This is a genomic window from Salinimicrobium sediminis (genome assembly GCF_900215295.1).
Lineage (GTDB): Bacteria > Bacteroidota > Bacteroidia > Flavobacteriales > Flavobacteriaceae > Salinimicrobium > Salinimicrobium sediminis.
This window is the reverse complement of sequence record NZ_OCMF01000006.1, coordinates 30856-48508: the sequence shown is the minus strand read 5'-3', so window position 1 is coordinate 48508 and position 17653 is coordinate 30856. Positions and strand designations below refer to the sequence as shown.

Here is a 17653-nt window from a genome sequence, read left to right as displayed (position 1 = left end):
AATATGATTTTTTAAGAATTTTTTAAAGGTAAGCCTAATTAAAGTACCAAAATCTTATTATGGAAGCTTATTACACAATCTTTTCTTCTGACGCTCAAAATCTTAGACAGGTATTTGTTTTTCCTGCTTTATGTTCTTCTTTTCCAAAGAGGTGATCCTTTTAAGAATCGTAGAAAGGATCAAACTGAAGAGGACGAAAACAATGAAAATAAGAAACCCGGGTTGTAAAGAGGTTTTGTTGGTGGAAATACTCACGAGGGAATCAGTTTCCATATTAAGCAATGAAAGCTGGTTATCCAGTATTCCCTGAAAACCTATATAAGCCATAAAGATCGCAATGACATAAACATCGGCCATACTCCATTTTCCCGATTTAAAAGCAAAGAATTTCAGGATCCTGTTCCTTCTTATTTTGTCATTTCCGCCCAGGTAGATTTGTGTAGCCAGTAACTTGGCCACAGGAAAAATGATACTGAAAACAAGAATAAGGATCCCTACCAGGTAGGAGTCGGCCTTTCCGTTATTAAAGAGAATCCCTATTACGTCCAGGATGCTTTTGCTTTGAAAGAAGATCACCTGGTCATTAAAGGTGATACTTTCCCCAATCAGTAGAAAATTTACCTGTTGAAAACGGGCATCTATTTCGATCATTGGTGCGGTAAGTCCCGAAAACAGCACCACCAGGGAAACCAGGACCGAAATAATAAAAAGCGGGGTGTGTACTGCTTTTTGACGTCTCAACAGCCACCACAGGAGAAGGAATGTCCCAATAATTCCAAGTAAAATATAAGTGTGAAAATAGGTCTGATCTTCCAGGTGATCTATTTTCTGCGGAATTTTCTCATTGAATCCGGCAAGATCTTCGACCTCATATTTATCCAACAGGGCCTTTATTTTCAGGCTTGCTATTCGGGAATCATCATGGGTAAGGTCGCTGTATTCCTGTAATTTGCTCTTGATGACATATTTCAAGGCCTCTTTATTTTCCGGCTTTTGAATTTCATTGACAATGGTCTGCGCGAACATGGGGACCAGAGCCCTTATTTTATCTTCAGGCACCAGGGTCTTTACCGCAAATTTTCGAAGTTTGGCTTTAATTCCCTTCTGTTTTTGATCCAGAATATCGGCTCCCTTGTCAATGCCCGCCGTTAGTATATTTTCCACCTGGTGTACCAGGGTATCCTCCTGGTCTTCTGTAAACTCGAATTCATCGATCCGGTTTAGAACCATCGTGGTGAGATGATCCCGCCAGATGTTAACCGACATTATTCCATGAGTGATACTGTTGAGCTCGCTGTAATCTCTTTTGATTTCTGCTGCTTCTGAAGAGTACTTATATATAGAATAGCTGCTCCATCCCGCGAGTAGCAATAAAGCACCTGCGAAAAGAATTACAAGGAATTTCTGAAGGATCCTGGACATGGAGGTTGGAATTTATCAAAGGTAGTCTTTAGGATCGATTATGTTACAATGAACAATAAACAATGAACAATGAACAATAAACAATGAGCAATAAACAATAAACAATAAACAATGAACAATGAACAATAAACAATGAACAGTTACCTACTTCACGTCATTCTACTATTAGGTGCAGCGATTTAAATTTTATGGAATTCAATATTCCGTAATCTACCCACATCATTGAACCTGAAGCCTGATATTTCATTCCTGTCATTCCGCAGAAACTCTATAATTCCCAGCCTGTCGGTATTAAATACGTCCCCGGCAACCGGGCTGAGACCTGTGGTATCAAAATTCAAATACTTCTTAAAAGTACCGGGCAGCTGTACAAAAAGTTCTCCGTCTTTTTCGATGAGGAGGTAAGTGACGTCCAGGGCTTTATGGTGATATGAACCAACAAGCTCATGTGGGGCGGGTGAAGGTTTTATGAGCTCCCGTGGTTCCACATAATCTCCTGTTTGTATATTCTTACCCTGGATGAGGTTCAGTTTAAGGGGTTTTTCCAAAAAGGCAATTTGGGCATCAAATTCCTGAATAAAGAAATTTGTTTCCGCTTCGGGGTGTAGCTCAAATCTTTGCCCCTGAGAAAGATCCAGGATCAGTTTTTCCTCTTCGTGCAGGATCTTCAGGATCATTCCGTCCTTCATGCGATAGCTTCCTGTCCATTTTTTGAGTTTGTCCGGGGGTAGGGAAGTGGCAATTCGTTGTACCGGAATTTCATCGATCACGAACTCCTTAAGTATTTGGTCGACCAGCTGATGGGTCATTTTTACCACATTAATTTTTTCGTTATTGGTAAGGATGCTAATTCCCAGTTGATGTTCCGGAAACAGCATCATATAGGAGGCAAAGCCCGGGGTACCGCCGCTGTGATATATTGCAGGTACTCCCCGGTAAGCTTTTACCTGCAGGCCAAAGGAGTAAGGAATGCTATCTCCTTTAATTAATCGAAAAGAAGGCCGTATCATTCCGGAGATCTGAGGATGATATAGGCTATTATCCTGCAGGAAGAGGTTCATCCAGGCAAGCATATCATCCATACAAAAATAAAAATTGGATCCTCCGGGAACACTATCTGCTCCGGTCAATGCGTTTTGGTACTTATCTCCCGCAGGGGTGTATCCTTCTGCACGGTCCTTTATCGTTTTTCCGGGGATATTGTATGCCGTTGCTCCCAGCTTAAGGGGTTCGAAAACTCTTTTCCTAAAAAAGTCTCCAAAGTCCTGTCCGCTTGCTGCCTCAATGACAGCGGCCAAAAGGCTGTAACCTCCATTAGAATACAAATAGTCTGTTCCCGGCTCGAAATTGAGTTGCGAATAGCTTTTTAAAAGCTCCAGTTCGTCTGCAAGTGTCCAGGGAGAATCGAGCCCAATACCCGCAAATAACCTTAAATTATCTGTGGATGGTATTCCCGCAGTGTGATGCAGGAGCTCATTTATAGTAACCTGTTGATATTTCTGTGGGAGATCGGGCAGGTGGGTGCCAAGCTTATTCTCAAGATTTAGTTTTCCCTCAGCTTCAAGCAGCAGAATTCCGAGGGCGGTAATATGTTTTGAGACAGACGCCAGATTATAAGCTGTGCTGCCTGAAGTCTTAAGCTCGTCATCCAGGTTCATCAGGCCGTAGTGCGCATTAAGCACCGGCCGGCCTTCGTAAACGATCCCTACCGACAGGCCGGGCTCATTTTCCTTCACAAGACCTGCGGCAAGAGAATCTGTAGTCTGTTTTAGGTTTTCAAAATTTATCTTTTGAGAAAAAGTTGTGGATACTGCAAGAAGTAAGATGGCGGTTAGGAATGATTTCATTTCATAAGAATTAGAAGAGAAGCTTTTGAGGCAATGGCTGCACCTCACCCGGTAAAGCTTAATCTTTTGACGAATCAAATGAGAAAATGTAACAGGTATCAGGTTTTTTAGAGGCAATTGGGCCCTAGAAGGAAGTGCATGCTGCGCTACATGCAACTTTTGATAAGGGGTAGGTTAAAATTAAATTTATCAAAGTCTGAGAGCAGAAATCAATTCTTTTATTTTTCAATACAGGAATAACTTTTTTAGGTTTTATGGGCTCTACGAAGATGCTGGATACAAAAAGCTCCGGAAAGTCGCACGGAAATTTTCATTTTACCCCTCCGGAAAACTAAGTTAGTATTCTCTCCAATAATCTCTCCTTTGGTGTCCCTTATTTTTCCTAAATTTTTTGAAAAGGATAGGAAGGAATAGTACATTTTTTCATTTCTCATTTTTCAGGTACAAATGAGAAAATTGAACTATTAATTAGAATTAGGTACAAAGATGATTTTCTTAATTGCGATTTCCTGGTGTTATCCCTCTGCTATAGGGGATAAATTCCTACATTCGTTGTGCTATAATAGGTGTGTCAGTTTGTAAAATATGAAGAAGAATATTTCATTTGTAAGTCATTTAGGTGTAATCGATAAAAGTCTGACTGCAGATGATCTTAAAATGGCATTTTTGTGGTATGATGAAATTGTTTGGGAAAATTTGCGTGTAGATTTGATTGACCGCTTTTATGATAATTTCTTTGAAAAAAATAAGCTCCCAAATCAATACCAAAAAGACTTTACAGATGTCTTAATACCCTTATCAAAAAGAATTAAACTAGAAAATATTCCCGATCGACAGCAAATAGGATATCCTAGAAATTATAATTCGTCCAAATACTATCATTATCCTAACCCTTCAACACCAGAGGAATATGCTCATAACTTCTTATTAAGGCAAGCAGAAAATCAATATAATGTTAATATTATAGAAGATAAAGCGGTTCAAGCTGTTGAAGGATGGGCTAGATCTGCAATCGATAATATTGTAAGATGGGAATTCATTAGTCAAGAGTTCCCTTCCTATTTTTTAGCAAATCAAATAGAGAAAGATGCTAGACTAGCTTTAAGTGAGTTTAACAACAAAAATGGAAAAACATCACCCATAATTTTATTTAAAGAATCAATTCCTTCTTTAGAAAAAGTGCCTTGGTTTTCAATAATTGAACTTAAGAGAAAAGGAAGATTTGATTCGTTAAAAAAGAAAATGGAAAGAATTTTAATATTATCCGATAACGACTTGGAATCAGCAAGAATAACTTTAGAAAGGGAAGAAATTACCTCGTATGACGAAATAATAGAACAGTTTCGTCCAAAAATTAAATCTACCTCAATAGAAGCAGTGTTATCTAATATTCCAACTGGCCCAATTCCCAACCCCATTAGTATTTATTCTGGAGGAAAATCTATATATAAAGAAATAAACAAAGGCATAAAATATAATTGGCTTTATCAACTTCGTGACATAAAATCGCATATTGCCAAATCTGAATTGAATAAATAGTTATTGATACAGCTTGGTATAAGTTTGAGGTTTGAACAAACTGTACACAATAACGCATCATGACTCAAATAGGCGGCACCCCGCCAGCTTGTGTTATGCGAACCCATTGGTTATAGTTATTAAAGAATGAATTCGATATTAATAGACAATTTAAATTATAGGTGGCGTAAAAAAGGAAATACCTATCATTTTGGCTCAGATTGGAGTAACTCTGGAATTCCATTTAACTCGGATGAAAGAGGATTTTTTATAAATCCTTTTATAAAATCTCTTTTACTATTCGATAAGATCTATATAAAGACTCAACATTTAGAAGAGTTCATCTTTTTGTTTGGTATTAAAGATGCACACAAACTGTTTATTACAGATAATATCGTATTAATTGATGATGGAGGAACTAGAACCGCGTTCTTACCGCATAATGATGATTACCTATTGATGAACTTGAGTGATGTTTCTAAATCACAATTAGATTCTATTCAAGAAAGGCTTTTAGACTATTATAAAGGAAGTGCTGATCGACATTTAGTTAAACCTTTAATTTTTAAGGCAGAAAAAGTTAAGGTAGATATTGATGGCGATTGGATCGGTCATCAATGCCAGGAAGAAGTTTGTTTGGATTTGAATAATAAAAATGTCACCAAATATTTAAATTTTAGAAATTCCTATGATAATGTAATAGTCAAACCCGACGACATTGTTCCACTGATGAGATTACAATTCGCAAATAAAAGTTTATTTTATCAAAATGAACTTGGGATTCAAAATCTAAGCACAGAAGCATCTATTCAGCATTTAATAAACATCAAATTAAATCCAGTTTTAACTGGTAAAAAAGGGGAGGCTTTAGAACTGTTCTCTAAAATAATTCAGGATAAACAATTACCTGATCTTACCAGATTATATACAAATAACATCATTGACATTGACCTCATTATCTCTTTAAAAAATGATATTTCTGGTAAGAAATTTAGAGCTTGGTTTGAGGATTCAGATTATGACGAGAAAAGCGTTTATAAGCAGCTTATGTCTAAATCTAAAAATTTATCCGATTATACAGTAACGAGGTTAATTCGTTGGGGAGTACCTAATCTAATTGGAATAATTGAGCCAATTTCTGGTGCAATAGCTTCTACAATAGATAGCTTTGTAGTCGATAAAATTATGAAAGGTTGGCATCCAAACTTTTTCCTTGATGATGTTTTGACAAAAAAAATTGATCAAGCTACGAGAGAACAAAGATCTCTAGAGGAGGGGAAAGCACTGGAAAAAAAATTTGGAAAAATAGGAAGGAATGATCCGTGTCCGTGTAAAAGTGGTAAAAAGTACAAAAAATGTTGTATGACTAAATAACTGTAGATAATAACATCGGGTCACGGCAAATAATAGGTGTCATTGGTAAAGTACTTTTAGAAGCCAAGATTCAAAAAAGATAATCCGAAGTCCGCGTCCTCTACTCGTCGCTACATATCGCTATAAGAGACTTTTATATGCAACAATATGAATATCGATAAAAAATTAGAGTTTATTAATTCAACTGTATATCACGAACTTGGGCATGTTCTTGGTTACTGCTTAGCTGAGAAATCAGAAAAAACCTCTTTAGGACCGATCCAATATATAGAATTGGGTTTTCCAAATAATTTTGTAACTCCGAAGACCTCCTATTATCATGAAGAAGGTAACATTTTAGAAGAACTTGATAGGTTCAAGGAAGCAACTTCAAATATTCCTAGAACTATAGCTTGGTTTATTGAAGTGATTTTAGGATGCACACTCGAAGCTCTGTATGAAAGCAAAGAATTTAAGACCTGCTTTTCTTTTGGCAGTAATTATAACGGACATATAGATTTCAGCAACCTAGGCCTCGTCAGAAACGTATCAAGTTTTAATTGGAATTTTGACGATATCTACGAGCTTCAGGAAGAAGTAAAAATTTTATTGATAAAAACAGAAATTCTAAAAAAAGTTGAAACAATAGTTGAGGGTTTATTGAAAAGAATCGGAAACTCTCCGGGGCTACAACTAAGAATTTCTGATAAAGAAGCCATTCGATTATCAGAGAAGGTTAATTCTATTATTTCGGTCGATTTACAGGAGGGTTATGATAAAATAATTAAAAAACATTCCGCCATATTTGAGACAGATCCTGATTTGGTTGCGGTTATAAAATTCCAAAAGGACTTAAATGGCAATAGGATACATCGATCTCATGAAAAATTTGGTATGGATTTTTTTGGGAATAAAATAATAGCCGAGAATAAAATTAAATTTATACAAAAGAACAATGTTCGACCAGGTGAAGAAATACATGGCGAAATTAAATTATCCGAAACATCTTTATTATCTGGAAAATTAAAATTGAGACAGGAATTTCAAATATTTAAAAAATCGCAAAATATTGGTTCAGGAATTATTATGAGTATAAAAAATAATAATTTGCTAGAATAGGCTGAACTTAATCGTGGTCACTGCAATTTGCGGGTTTAGGGAATGAGAAATTTGATTAGAAATTGGGTTAAAACTCGTAACACATTGTTATTTAAACAGTTATGGTTATCGTGGTGTGAGGTGACTGAGAACTTACTCATCGCTTTATACATATTAAGTGTAATGAAAAATAGCCTTTAAAAAAGGTCGTTTTTGTCTTCTGCATAAATTGTGAATAAGTATTTTTTTCTAAATGGAGGAATTCCTCCATTTAGCTTTAAATTGCAGGAAAATAAATTTTATGTCAGTTTTACGTTTCTCGGGGCATGATACTTTTCATTGCCGTGAGCAGTGGCTTTTAAAGGGTTTAAATCTTATTGAAAAGAAGGATGAAAGTTTAAGTTTTGAAGGAGGTATTTCAAATTTCAAGGTAAATTCGGCTATACCTGAATTAGGCGTCGGTAAAAATATGGTTCGATCAATAGCACATTGGATCAGAGCCTTTAAAATTTTTGATGATCAAAGCAACGAAATAGGAGAACTGTCTAAAATTTTATTTCAAGACTTAGCATTAGATCCTTATTTGGAAAATGAAGGATCGCTTTGGCTAATGCAATATTATTTGTGTTCTACTGAATATGCTTCTATTTTTAAACTTATATTCTCTGACTATTTCTCAGATAAAGCTAGTTTAGAATTTTCAGAATCCCAGGTTAAGTCTTTCTTACATAGAGAGATAGAGAGGAATAATCAAAGATCAGTCACCGATAATACTTTAAATTCCGATTTTAAAGTCTTCATCAAAACTTACGTTGCTCCCAAGAAAAATATAAAGACGGTTGAGGATGATTTTAATACACCTCTTTTAGCTTTGAATCTGGTATTTAGTACTGGAAGAAGAAATGAAAAGAATGAACCTATTTTCAGAATCAATCGTACTGTACAAAAATCCCTAACTCCTGAAATTTTCGGCTATTGTTTACTGGCTGAGTTTCAGGGAAATTCAGCAATCGATTATGATAAGATTAGAACTAGTGTAGCTTCTTATTTATGTTTGTCTAATGAAGGTCTGGAGAGGATAATTGATAATTTGGGTGAAAGTTATCCTGAATTTATCTATAAAGATGATGCTGGTGTAAGGCAGATTCAAGTAAAAAATACTTCTGAGAAGTTTAAAATTAATCTTTTGAAAAAACATTATGAGTTACACAGTTAATATTTCTACTAATATTCTAAGGGATCAGGAGCAGGATATTGATTATGTAGTAACTCCTAATGCTAAGGAAATTTTTGAACGAATATTCTTATACAACCACGGCGCGACTAAATCTTTTAATCTAATCGGTAATTACGGGACCGGTAAATCTACTTTTCTTTGGGCTCTGGAAAAGAACTTAAAGAATGAAAAATTATTTTTCACCCATTTAGATTCAGTTAAAAAAGTTGAAGGCTACGAAATAATAAAACTTGTTGGGAGTAATAAGCCCTTTTCAGAGGCTCTTTCCAACGTGCTAAAGCTGGATAATGCAGAAAGTGAAAATATTATTTATTCACTAAAAAAGAGGAGGGAAAATGCCCAGAAGAAAAATTTTGGATTTCTTCTATTAGTAGATGAATTTGGAAAGTTCCTGGAGCAAGCTTCAAAGAATAACGCCATTGATGAACTCTATTTATTGCAACAAATTTCCGAATGGACTAATGACGAAAGATATGAATCCTACTTTATAATTACTCTTCATCAAAATTTCAATTCTTACGGAAAAAATCTCTCCAACCAAGATAAGTTAGAATGGGAAAAGGTAAAGGGGCGATTTGTAGATTTACTTTTTAACGAACCTGTTGAGCAACTAATATATTTTGCGAGTAAAAAGTTGCATGAATTCAGTATTCCTTCTGATTGTTTATCCCGTTTTGAAGAGCTCAACGAATTAATTAGAAACTCTGGCTTAGCAAATAGTAAAATCAGTAACGACTTAACAACTTCACTTTTTCCTCTTGATTGGCTGTCTACCAACATGCTTGTGAACTCTTTACAAAGATATGGTCAAAATGAGCGCTCACTGTTTTCATTTTTAAATGACGATTCCAAGTACTCAGTTAATAGACATAAAAATAATTTTTATCCAGTCTTTAAGGTCTTTGATTATTTAACTCATACTCTGCCGTCGGAAATCAATAGTCCCGAAAACCCCCATAGGCCCCAATGGTTCTCCACATTTAGAGCTTTAGAAAGAGCTGAGTTGCTGTTTGATGCTGATTATGACTTAGCAACCGAAGTAATTAAGACTATAGGATTAGTAAATATTTTTTCTAAGGCTGGCGGAAATTTTGATAAAGAATTTCTGAAAAAATATTTTGTTTATACTCGAGGAAAAGATATTTCTAAAATTATTGAAAAATTAATATCAGCTTCACTCATTCGATATTACAAGCATAGCAAAAAAATTAATTTTTTAGAAGGGACTGATATTGATCTTGAACAAGAACTTATTTCTATAAGTAAGGAAATAAATCCGGATTTTAATGTAAGTGATGAGATAAAGAATTTGGTGGAGTATCCCATTGAGTTAGTTAAAAAGTATTCTTTCGAAACCGGAACTCCACGATTTTTCGAATTTCGCCTGATGAAAACTTATAATCCTCAGAAAATAGAGGCTCCAAGTGGAGCTATTGATGGATATATTAATCTTATTTTCCAAGATGTAGATTTAAAAGAATTGATTACAATTTCAAAAGAGAAACCAGGGAATATTTTTGTAGTATACCAAAATTCTAATGAAATTAAGGATGAACTTTTTAAGATCAAACAATTTGATCTATTGATTGAGCGTCATCAAGAAGATAAGAATGCTTTAAAATTATTAAGTGACGAAAGACAATTTCATTTAAACAATTTAAAGGAAATAGTAGTAAATCAAATTTTCGACAAAAATTTGAATACCTGGATTCACCAGGGGGTCAAAAAAATAATTCCTAATAAACATAAATTACAGAATTGGTTAAATGAAATCTGTTATCAGATTTATTCACACACCCCAGTTCTTAAGAATGAACTCATTAATAAGGAGTACTTAAGTGCTCCAATAAACGGTGCCAGAAAAAATTTAATAAGAGCTTTATTAAAAAATAGAGCTAAGGCAAATCTGGGGTTTGATACTTCAAAATTCCCTCCTGAAAAAGCCATCTACATTAGCCTATTGCAACAAACCGGAATCCATAGAATTCCCGACGGGTTAAATCATTATGATTTGGTCCAACCACACGAAGGATCTGACTTATATGACTTGTGGACAGAAAGTGATAAATTCTTGGAATCTTCGCTCTCTAATAAAAGGAATTTAAATGAGTTCATTGATCTGCTTAGCAAACCACCATTTAAGTTAAAAAAAGGTTTAGTTGATTTTTGGTTACCAATTTTCCTTATTGCACGCCAGGAGGATTTTGCACTTTTCCATATAGAAGGAGGATACATACCCTATTTAGATGAAGATGTCCTGGATTTAATCCACCGGAAACCTGAAAGTTTTTTAATTAAGAGTTACGATGTCTCAGGATTAAAGGTGAATTTATTGGAAAGCTATAAGGAAATGGCCCAGCTAGAAGAAACCGTAGGTAAAGGTACACAAACCGTGTTCTTGACAATTTTCACTAATTTTTTGAAGTTTCGAAAAAGCTTAAATAACTATGCTTTGAAGACCAAAAAGCTTTCTAATAAGGCAACTAATCTTCGTCAAGCTATTATTGAAGCCAAAGACCCTGAAGATGCTTTATTCAATTTGTTTCCTGCAGCTTTTGGATATCACTCGTTATCAATTAAAGAAGATGAAAAGGTGTTAGAAAGCTACTCTAAACAAGTAGGGGAAGCGATCACAGAATTAAAACATGCTTATGATGAGCTATTGAATAATATTGAAAACACTATTAGAAAGTCTTTCTATTGTAAAAATGAGGATTTTCCTGATTATAAAGAGGAGATTAGAGAAAAATTGGCATTTATAAAACCGAACAGCTTAGGGGAAAAACAACGTATATTTTATAAGAGATTGATTTCACCTTTAGATGACCGAACCAGCTGGTTAAAATCTGTGGCCGATGTTACTATTGGGAAAAGTATTGAAGATTTAATAGATGAAGAGGAACCACTATTAACCGCCACAATTGAGGATTTTGGTGAAAGTCTAATAAAGGTAAATGATATTCACTCATATAATAAGTCTTCAGAACAGGAAAAACTTTTATCAATAAGATTTATTAACGAGGCCGGTGAAGCTATAGAAGAGAGACTTGTTGTGAACAAATTAGAAAGTAATTCTGAATTCTTAGGTGAGATTAAAAATGAGATTGATATCTTAATAAATGGTTTAGAAATTAATAAACGAAAAGAACTTTTAATGGAGCTCTTATCGAAAAATATGAATGTGTAGTATGGAGCAAGTTAAACACCTTTTAGGTATATCAGGTGGCAAGGATAGCGCAGCCTTAGCCATATATATGAGCAAAAACTATCCAACTTTGGATATTGAATATTATACATGTGACACCGGAAAAGAATTAAAAGAAACCTATGATCTTATCAAAAAATTGAATTCTGTTCTTGGGAAAAACATAGAACTTTATAACTCGATTGATGAGGAAAATTCTCCTATGGATAATCCATTCGATCACTTCTTAGCTTTATATGGAAGTTATTTGCCGTCTCCAATGGCTAGATGGTGTACAAAAAAGATGAAATTAGAACCCTTTGAAAATAGAGTGGGTGATGCTCCAACAATTTCTTATGTTGGAATTAGAGGAGATGAAAATAGGGAAGGTTATGTTTCAAAGAAGGAAAATATTCAGACCATATTTCCTTTTAGAAAAAATATTTGGAGTGAGGATGTAGTTAAAAAAGTACTTGCTAACGAAAATATTGACAAACTAAAAAACTATTACGAAAGCGTTGTACATGAAAAAAGCCTACTTGAAAATCTTTTAGAATATGTTTGTCGTCCAATCTCCGTACAGTTTACTCAGAAACAGAAGGTAAATGCACTTCTAGATGCAGATATTAAATCTTTTAATAAAGTAGTTTTTGAATATTTGAAAACAACCGATTATCCTGTAGGTCAATTGGATTCCTTTTCTTTAATTGAAAATACTGATAATATAGGTTTACAAGATGTTTTTGATATTTTAGAATCTAGTGGAGTAGGAATCCCTGCTTATTATAAACCTATTGAATATGAAGTTGAAATAGATGGTGAAATAAAAAAAGGGACCTACTCAAGGAGTAGATCAGGTTGTTTTTTCTGTTTTTATCAGCAAAAAATTGAATGGGTTTGGCTGTTAGAGCAACATCCAGACTTATATGAAAAAGCTGTTGGATATGAAAAAGACGGATACGCCTGGGCAGAGGAAACATTGGAAGAGCTTAGAAAGCCGGAAAGGGTAAAAGCAATAAAAAAAGAACATTATTTAAGAACTCTTCGTCAAGAGAAAAGATCTAGAACTAATTCCTCTTGGCAAGATGAAATTCTGCAGGCCGAAGGGGAAGGTTGTGCAAGTTGTTTTATTTAAAGATGATTTTCTATTATTTCTTGGGGGTTTCTTAAGCTTTTCAATATTTCAAATAATTCATTTGACAGCTCGATATCCGTCACAACTTCTCTAAGCTGATTATAGCTTCTGACCCCTTGAATTTGATCTTCAGTAATTCTGAGGTGAATTAACTCGGCGCGCTGTAATGCCTTTAAAGGCATTACAATATCAGTATTATTCGACCGGAATAATTGTTCTTTATGAAGCCATATTTCATCGAAAATTTCTTTGACCTGTGGCAATGGAAGTAACTGCCTTCTATATTTTTCAACATGGTTAGAAATTGCTATTAAGAGAATGACTTGATGAGGGGCAATATTTCCTCTAGCTTTGTCTCTATTTAGGTGCTCTAAAATCGTCTCTAATTGATTTGAATAATTCATTTTATAACTTATGACCTGGCTGTACTTAGGAGTCGACCAGGTAAAGTCGTCGTCGAAATAACAGATCCAGTGATACAATATATTTACAATTAATTCTTGTTTCATTTCCCAACTGCGAGGAGTAGGTACTGTAGTTGTATTTTCTTGAATCCAACTCAGAACACCTCCATATCTCATTGACTGTTCGTGTCTAATTTTTTGTTTCAAAGCAGATATGAATGGGTGAGAATTAAATTTTACTTTTAATTCTTCATCAAACTGTAATTTATTTAATCCACCTGGAAGTTCGTATAATGCCAAATCATGTCCTGCATAAATTAAATCATCAGGAGTAGCCTTCTCGGGATTTGAATAGGTCCTAAAAAGATCTTCGGTAGATCTGCTCATCGGTAAGTCAGACAATAGAAACTTTTCCTGATTACTCTCACTACCTTTTTTTATAACATAAGGTTCCTGAGGGTCTTCAATTCTCCCAATTCTTTCAACTTCTTCAACTATTCGGTTATACAAACTTGAGCTTACTAATTGACTATTCCTCAAAATCTGGTTAAAATACTGTATTGAATCAATATCGATAGTTTTTTGCAGTCCATTAAGTTCATAGTTATAAGTCCCTTTTTCTCCAATGCCTCTATTCGTAACATTGGCAGAGCCGAAAATGACCGTCGTGGCATCATTCCAGAATGCCTTCATGTGAAGACGAGTATTTCTAAATAAAATGATGTTATTCTCAAGACAGTAATTATAAACTTCTAAGTCAGAAACCTCCCGGCAAAGGTCTAAGATTTCCCAACGCACAACGATTCTTTTGATATTTTTAGATCTATTAATCTTTTTGAGTTCCTCTAACTTCATGTAAGCTGAAAAAACAGTAACTTTTTCATTAGAATCAACAAATTCAATTGCACTAGACTCTAAATTAGTTCCACTAGTAAATAGCATTAAGTGAGTTTTTATTTTATTAAAAATATTAATTAATATGATTTATCCAGAGTTTTTTCCGGAAGAAAGAATAAGCGAATTTTCTGAAAAAAAGGTTTTTGAAAAGTTGAAAAGAATATCCAAAAAATACGATGTTTTTTATTCCAGAAAATTTGTGACCGACGGCCTTGGAAAGACTCCAGAGTTTGAAATTGATTTTATAATCGCGCTTCCATGTGAGGCAATGGTGTGTTTAGAAGTAAAAGGCGGACTAATAAATTATGATGGTCCAACTGATAAATGGACCCAGAATGGCCGTGTTATGAGTAAAAAGCCGGACTCCCAGGCCAGTGCAGCAGCTCACTCTTTGGCTGAAAATTACTCTGAATATTTAGGGGGAATGCCTGTGGGTTGGGGAATATGTTTTCCCGATTGTTCAGTTTTGAATTTAAAGTCATTACCGGAATCAATTAAAAAACAACAATTAATCGATCAAGACCAATTACATTATATAGAAGATGCCCTGCCATATCTTATGGATTTTGTAAAAAAACAAAACTCGCACAGAACTGGAATTCGTAAATGGGAATACGAGAAATTTAAGAGCAGATTACTGCGAGGTATTGGTTTTGTTCAAATCCTAAGTACAAGAATCAAATATGATGAACAAAGATTTGTTGAGTTAACTAATTATCAGTTAGATCTTTTTAAAAGGGCCTCATCCAATAAAAATATTATAACTAAAGGGCCTGCAGGTTCTGGCAAGACTATAGTAGCTAAGACCTTAGCTCAGGATTTTATTAGTGACGGAAAGAGTGTTCTTTTCCTGTGCTTTAATCGAACTTTAGCAAATAAAATTAGATATGAATTTGATAGGGATGTTGAAGGTTTGGAGGTTATGACCTTTCATTCTTTTGCAAAGAATATTATTGAAAAATATGATTTCGGATGGTGGAATGAAAATGCAAGTAAAAATGAAGATTTTTGGAATTTGGAGGTTCCGATTAAGTTACAAGAATTGGCGCAATATTCAGATAAAAAGTATGATATTTTAATTATTGATGAGGGTCAAGATTTTAAAGAATTTTGGTATGAAATCATGTTTGATCAAGTAAGAAGAGATGGCCAAAAATTTATTTTTTTAGATGCCATGCAGGATATTTTTAATCACTATACATCCATTCCCAAAATATCTGAGTTTTTCACTTACACCTTACCTGAAAATTGCAGAAATACCAGAAATATTGTTGGGTACTTATCAGAGCAGTTAAATGGAGAAATCAAATGTTTTGAACACACACCAATAGGCTCTGAGGTAGTAATAAAAGAATTTGCTGACACAGAACACCAGGTTAAATTTTTGGAATACGAAATATCAAATCTTCTAAGAAATGAGAAGGTTGCATTAGACCAAATTTTATTACTTTTAAATTCCAAAAAAGCCGAGAGCTCATTAGTCGATTTAAATAAGGTTGCGGGTTATTCCCTTAGGGCTTTAGATAATAAAGCTAGATTTCAAAAGGACAGTATTAATTACACTACAATTAATACTTTTAAGGGATTAGAAGCTGATATCATCTTCATAATTGACATCAACTTAATAGACGGAAAAAATAAACCCGAGAAACTTTATACTCAAGCTTCTCGGGCAAGACATAAATTGTATATACTTAGGCTAGAACGTTGATATGTTCAGAATTCTGTTGAGTAAGTAGATATTTTAAATCTTTAGACATTAGCTCATAAAACTCTTTGATTAGGTCCTTTTTATCATCAAAAAAAGCGTTTTCTCCAGCCCTACTCATTGAGCTAATTAAGAGCTCAACACTAGCAAGCATATCATCCTCATTTTTTTCTTTAAGGGGTGCTATAACGCTAAGGTAGAACTTATGTTTTATATTAATTAATGTCAAATTAACTCCTTGATGGGAATCCGTCTGAAAAAGGTCTCTATCATCCAATTCACAGTAGATAATTATATTCTTCAGGCCGATTTCACTATACCTTACAACTGCATCTTGAATTTGCTTTTGAGGAATGTTAGGCAGGTATCTTTTCAGTTTAGCTACTAAATTATTTTTTTCTGTTTCGGATAATTCAGCTCCCTTTCCCAAAGCTTTTAAGAGAACATCATATGTTTTTTGAGTGGGTCCAGGAAGTCCGCCTCCAGAGGAAGTTCCTTTAATAGCCTCTTCAAATGATGCCCAATTTCTGGCTTGCTGGTTCAGTCTTTTATTCGCTTTACTAATTCCTGTATTTAGAGCCTTAGTAATCTTAGCAATTAATTCTTGTTTTTTGTCATTAATATTTGCACTGTCACTTAAGTCCTCTGGAAAATCAGAATCCGGTATAAATTTAAGACTTTGTTTGCTGTTTGATAAACCTAATAGATTATCTAAGAAATTTTCATTGTCATTTTCTGTACTATAATTTAATTCTATACTCCAGAATCTTTGATTTTCTTGGGTTACATTGAATAAGGAATAATTTCCCGATGTGATTTCCCTATTATTTCTTACCCAGGAAATGTTCCCAGAAGGATAATTTGCTGTACCACGGACTTTGATGCCGCACTGCTTTCCAAATTCTGTTCGCCCTCCTTCTCGAATACCCGGCTTTTGGACCTCTTGATAGGCAACAGCTACAATCATTTTAATGCTATAGATTTTACCTCTCCAGCTAATTTCTATAGTTTCTTGGGCTTCTTCTGGTAAGTAAAAAAGAGGATTTATTGTTTCTTTTTTCTCATCGAGAATGAACTTCTTAAAGTAAGTGCCTACACAAAATCTTTTATCTGGATTCTTAAAATCTTTAGATAATTCGATAATTGCTGGTGATATCCAAGATTTTCCCGTAGTGAGAAATAACGGATCATTTTCTACAAATAAATGTTCTATATCCGGTTTTTTGTTGTCATCAGAGAAATTCAAAAACCTGATTTGGAGTCCCTCCCTTATTTTATATCTATGAATTTTACCTAATAGCCTTTCCGCTCGATCATTTAATGTTTTTGCTCGTACCGTGTCAATGCGGTCGAGATCTGTCCAATGAATAATTGTTGTAGGATTTTTTACTCTAGTTTTACTTAAAATTCCCTCCAGGTCTTTAAGATTTGATTCATAGACCATTCTGACATCTAAAGATCCTTCAGCTTTCATTTTCCTGAAGTCAACAGTATTAGTCAGCCATTTTTCAGAAATTTTACATGTTACACTGAATTTAGTACATTGAGAAATTGAAGAATTAGGTAACCCCATTCCAAAAACTCCTGTTTTTTTCGTTCCAGATGGATTATTTGATTCTGAAAAAATCACACACTTTTGTAGAATTGATTCTGACATTCCCTTGCCATCATCAATAAAGTAGATGTCTGTAATTGAATTATTCTTAGTAATGGTTAGAATATCAATATTTTTTGCCTCGGCATCAACCGAATTATCCACTATTTCTGCAATGGCATAAACTGAATTCTTATAATCTGAACTTCTAACCTTTTCAAGGTAGTTAGGACCAATAATACTATACTTGCTCATA

General features: G+C 34.3%; 11 protein-coding genes. 7 read left to right on the top strand and 4 right to left on the bottom strand.

The features are described from left to right. Positions 1-102: 102 nt before the first annotated feature. Both CRO16_RS15695 and CRO16_RS15690 read right to left on the bottom strand, forming a co-directional pair. Complete coding sequence (locus tag CRO16_RS15695) at positions 103-1422, bottom strand: paraquat-inducible protein A (protein WP_097057358.1); 1320 nt, start codon at positions 1420-1422, stop codon at positions 103-105. Positions 1423-1601: 179 nt separating this feature from the next. Further along, a complete protein-coding gene (locus tag CRO16_RS15690; RefSeq protein ID WP_143544564.1) occupies positions 1602-3269 on the bottom strand; it encodes a serine hydrolase domain-containing protein in 1668 nt (555 codons plus the stop codon). Between the two features lie 585 nt (positions 3270-3854). On the opposite strand from CRO16_RS15690, the gene CRO16_RS15680 reads away from it, so the two are divergent. From CRO16_RS15680 to CRO16_RS15655, 6 genes are all read left to right on the top strand, one after another. Then, positions 3855-4808 (top strand): hypothetical protein, encoded by a 954-nt coding sequence (locus tag CRO16_RS15680; RefSeq protein WP_097057355.1) that lies wholly within the window; start codon positions 3855-3857, stop codon positions 4806-4808. A gap of 126 nt (positions 4809-4934) precedes the next feature. Beyond that, positions 4935-6161, top strand: a complete 1227-nt coding sequence (locus CRO16_RS16270; protein ID WP_218839746.1) for a YecA family protein — start codon at positions 4935-4937, stop codon at positions 6159-6161. 147 nt (positions 6162-6308) lie between these two features. Then, on the top strand, positions 6309-7259 hold the full coding sequence (locus tag CRO16_RS15670) for a hypothetical protein (protein ID WP_097057354.1): 951 nt from the start codon (positions 6309-6311) through the stop codon (positions 7257-7259). 280 nt (positions 7260-7539) lie between these two features. Next, positions 7540-8454: a DUF4007 family protein gene (locus CRO16_RS15665; protein ID WP_179670565.1), complete on the top strand. Its 915-nt coding sequence runs from the start codon at positions 7540-7542 to the stop codon at positions 8452-8454. Then, positions 8438-11662: a hypothetical protein gene (locus tag CRO16_RS15660; RefSeq protein ID WP_097057352.1), complete on the top strand. Its 3225-nt coding sequence runs from the start codon at positions 8438-8440 to the stop codon at positions 11660-11662. Before CRO16_RS15665 ends, CRO16_RS15660 begins: the two co-directional genes overlap by 17 nt. A gap of 1 nt (position 11663) precedes the next feature. Further along, the gene (locus CRO16_RS15655) at positions 11664-12794 is read left to right on the top strand and encodes a phosphoadenosine phosphosulfate reductase family protein (protein ID WP_097057351.1); all 1131 of its coding nucleotides are present in this window, start codon (positions 11664-11666) and stop codon (positions 12792-12794) included. On the opposite strand, the gene CRO16_RS15650 is transcribed toward CRO16_RS15655, so the two are convergent. After that, entirely contained in the window at positions 12791-14140 is a 1350-nt protein-coding gene (locus CRO16_RS15650) for a phospholipase D-like domain-containing protein (protein WP_097057350.1), read from the bottom strand. The genes CRO16_RS15655 and CRO16_RS15650 overlap by 4 nt on opposite strands. Positions 14141-14177: 37 nt before the next feature. Between CRO16_RS15650 and CRO16_RS15645 the strand changes: the two genes are divergently transcribed. Next, positions 14178-15806, top strand: coding sequence for an AAA family ATPase (locus tag CRO16_RS15645; protein ID WP_097057349.1), 1629 nt, complete (start codon positions 14178-14180; stop codon positions 15804-15806). Here the strand turns inward: CRO16_RS15645 and CRO16_RS15640 are convergent. Beyond that, the gene (locus tag CRO16_RS15640; RefSeq protein WP_097057348.1) at positions 15790-17652 is read right to left on the bottom strand and encodes an ATP-binding protein; all 1863 of its coding nucleotides are present in this window, start codon (positions 17650-17652) and stop codon (positions 15790-15792) included. The two genes, CRO16_RS15645 and CRO16_RS15640, sit on opposite strands and share 17 nt — an antisense overlap. Position 17653 lies beyond the last annotated feature (1 nt).

Excerpts from the sequence above, each read along its gene's own strand:
- CRO16_RS15670 (WP_097057354.1), top strand. The coding sequence starts at position 6,309 with ATGAATATCGATAAAAAATTAGAGTTTATTAATTCAACTGTATATCAC.
- CRO16_RS15650 (WP_097057350.1), bottom strand. The coding sequence starts at position 14,140 with ATGCTATTTACTAGTGGAACTAATTTAGAGTCTAGTGCAATTGAATTT.
- CRO16_RS15680 (WP_097057355.1), top strand. The coding sequence starts at position 3,855 with ATGAAGAAGAATATTTCATTTGTAAGTCATTTAGGTGTAATCGATAAA.
- CRO16_RS15655 (WP_097057351.1), top strand. The coding sequence starts at position 11,664 with ATGGAGCAAGTTAAACACCTTTTAGGTATATCAGGTGGCAAGGATAGC.
- CRO16_RS15665 (WP_179670565.1), top strand. The coding sequence starts at position 7,540 with ATGTCAGTTTTACGTTTCTCGGGGCATGATACTTTTCATTGCCGTGAG.
- CRO16_RS15690 (WP_143544564.1), bottom strand. The coding sequence starts at position 3,269 with ATGAAATCATTCCTAACCGCCATCTTACTTCTTGCAGTATCCACAACT.
- CRO16_RS15695 (WP_097057358.1), bottom strand. The coding sequence starts at position 1,422 with ATGTCCAGGATCCTTCAGAAATTCCTTGTAATTCTTTTCGCAGGTGCT.
- CRO16_RS15660 (WP_097057352.1), top strand. The coding sequence starts at position 8,438 with ATGAGTTACACAGTTAATATTTCTACTAATATTCTAAGGGATCAGGAG.
- CRO16_RS16270 (WP_218839746.1), top strand. The coding sequence starts at position 4,935 with ATGAATTCGATATTAATAGACAATTTAAATTATAGGTGGCGTAAAAAA.
- CRO16_RS15640 (WP_097057348.1), bottom strand. The coding sequence starts at position 17,652 with ATGAGCAAGTATAGTATTATTGGTCCTAACTACCTTGAAAAGGTTAGA.
- CRO16_RS15645 (WP_097057349.1), top strand. The coding sequence starts at position 14,178 with ATGATTTATCCAGAGTTTTTTCCGGAAGAAAGAATAAGCGAATTTTCT.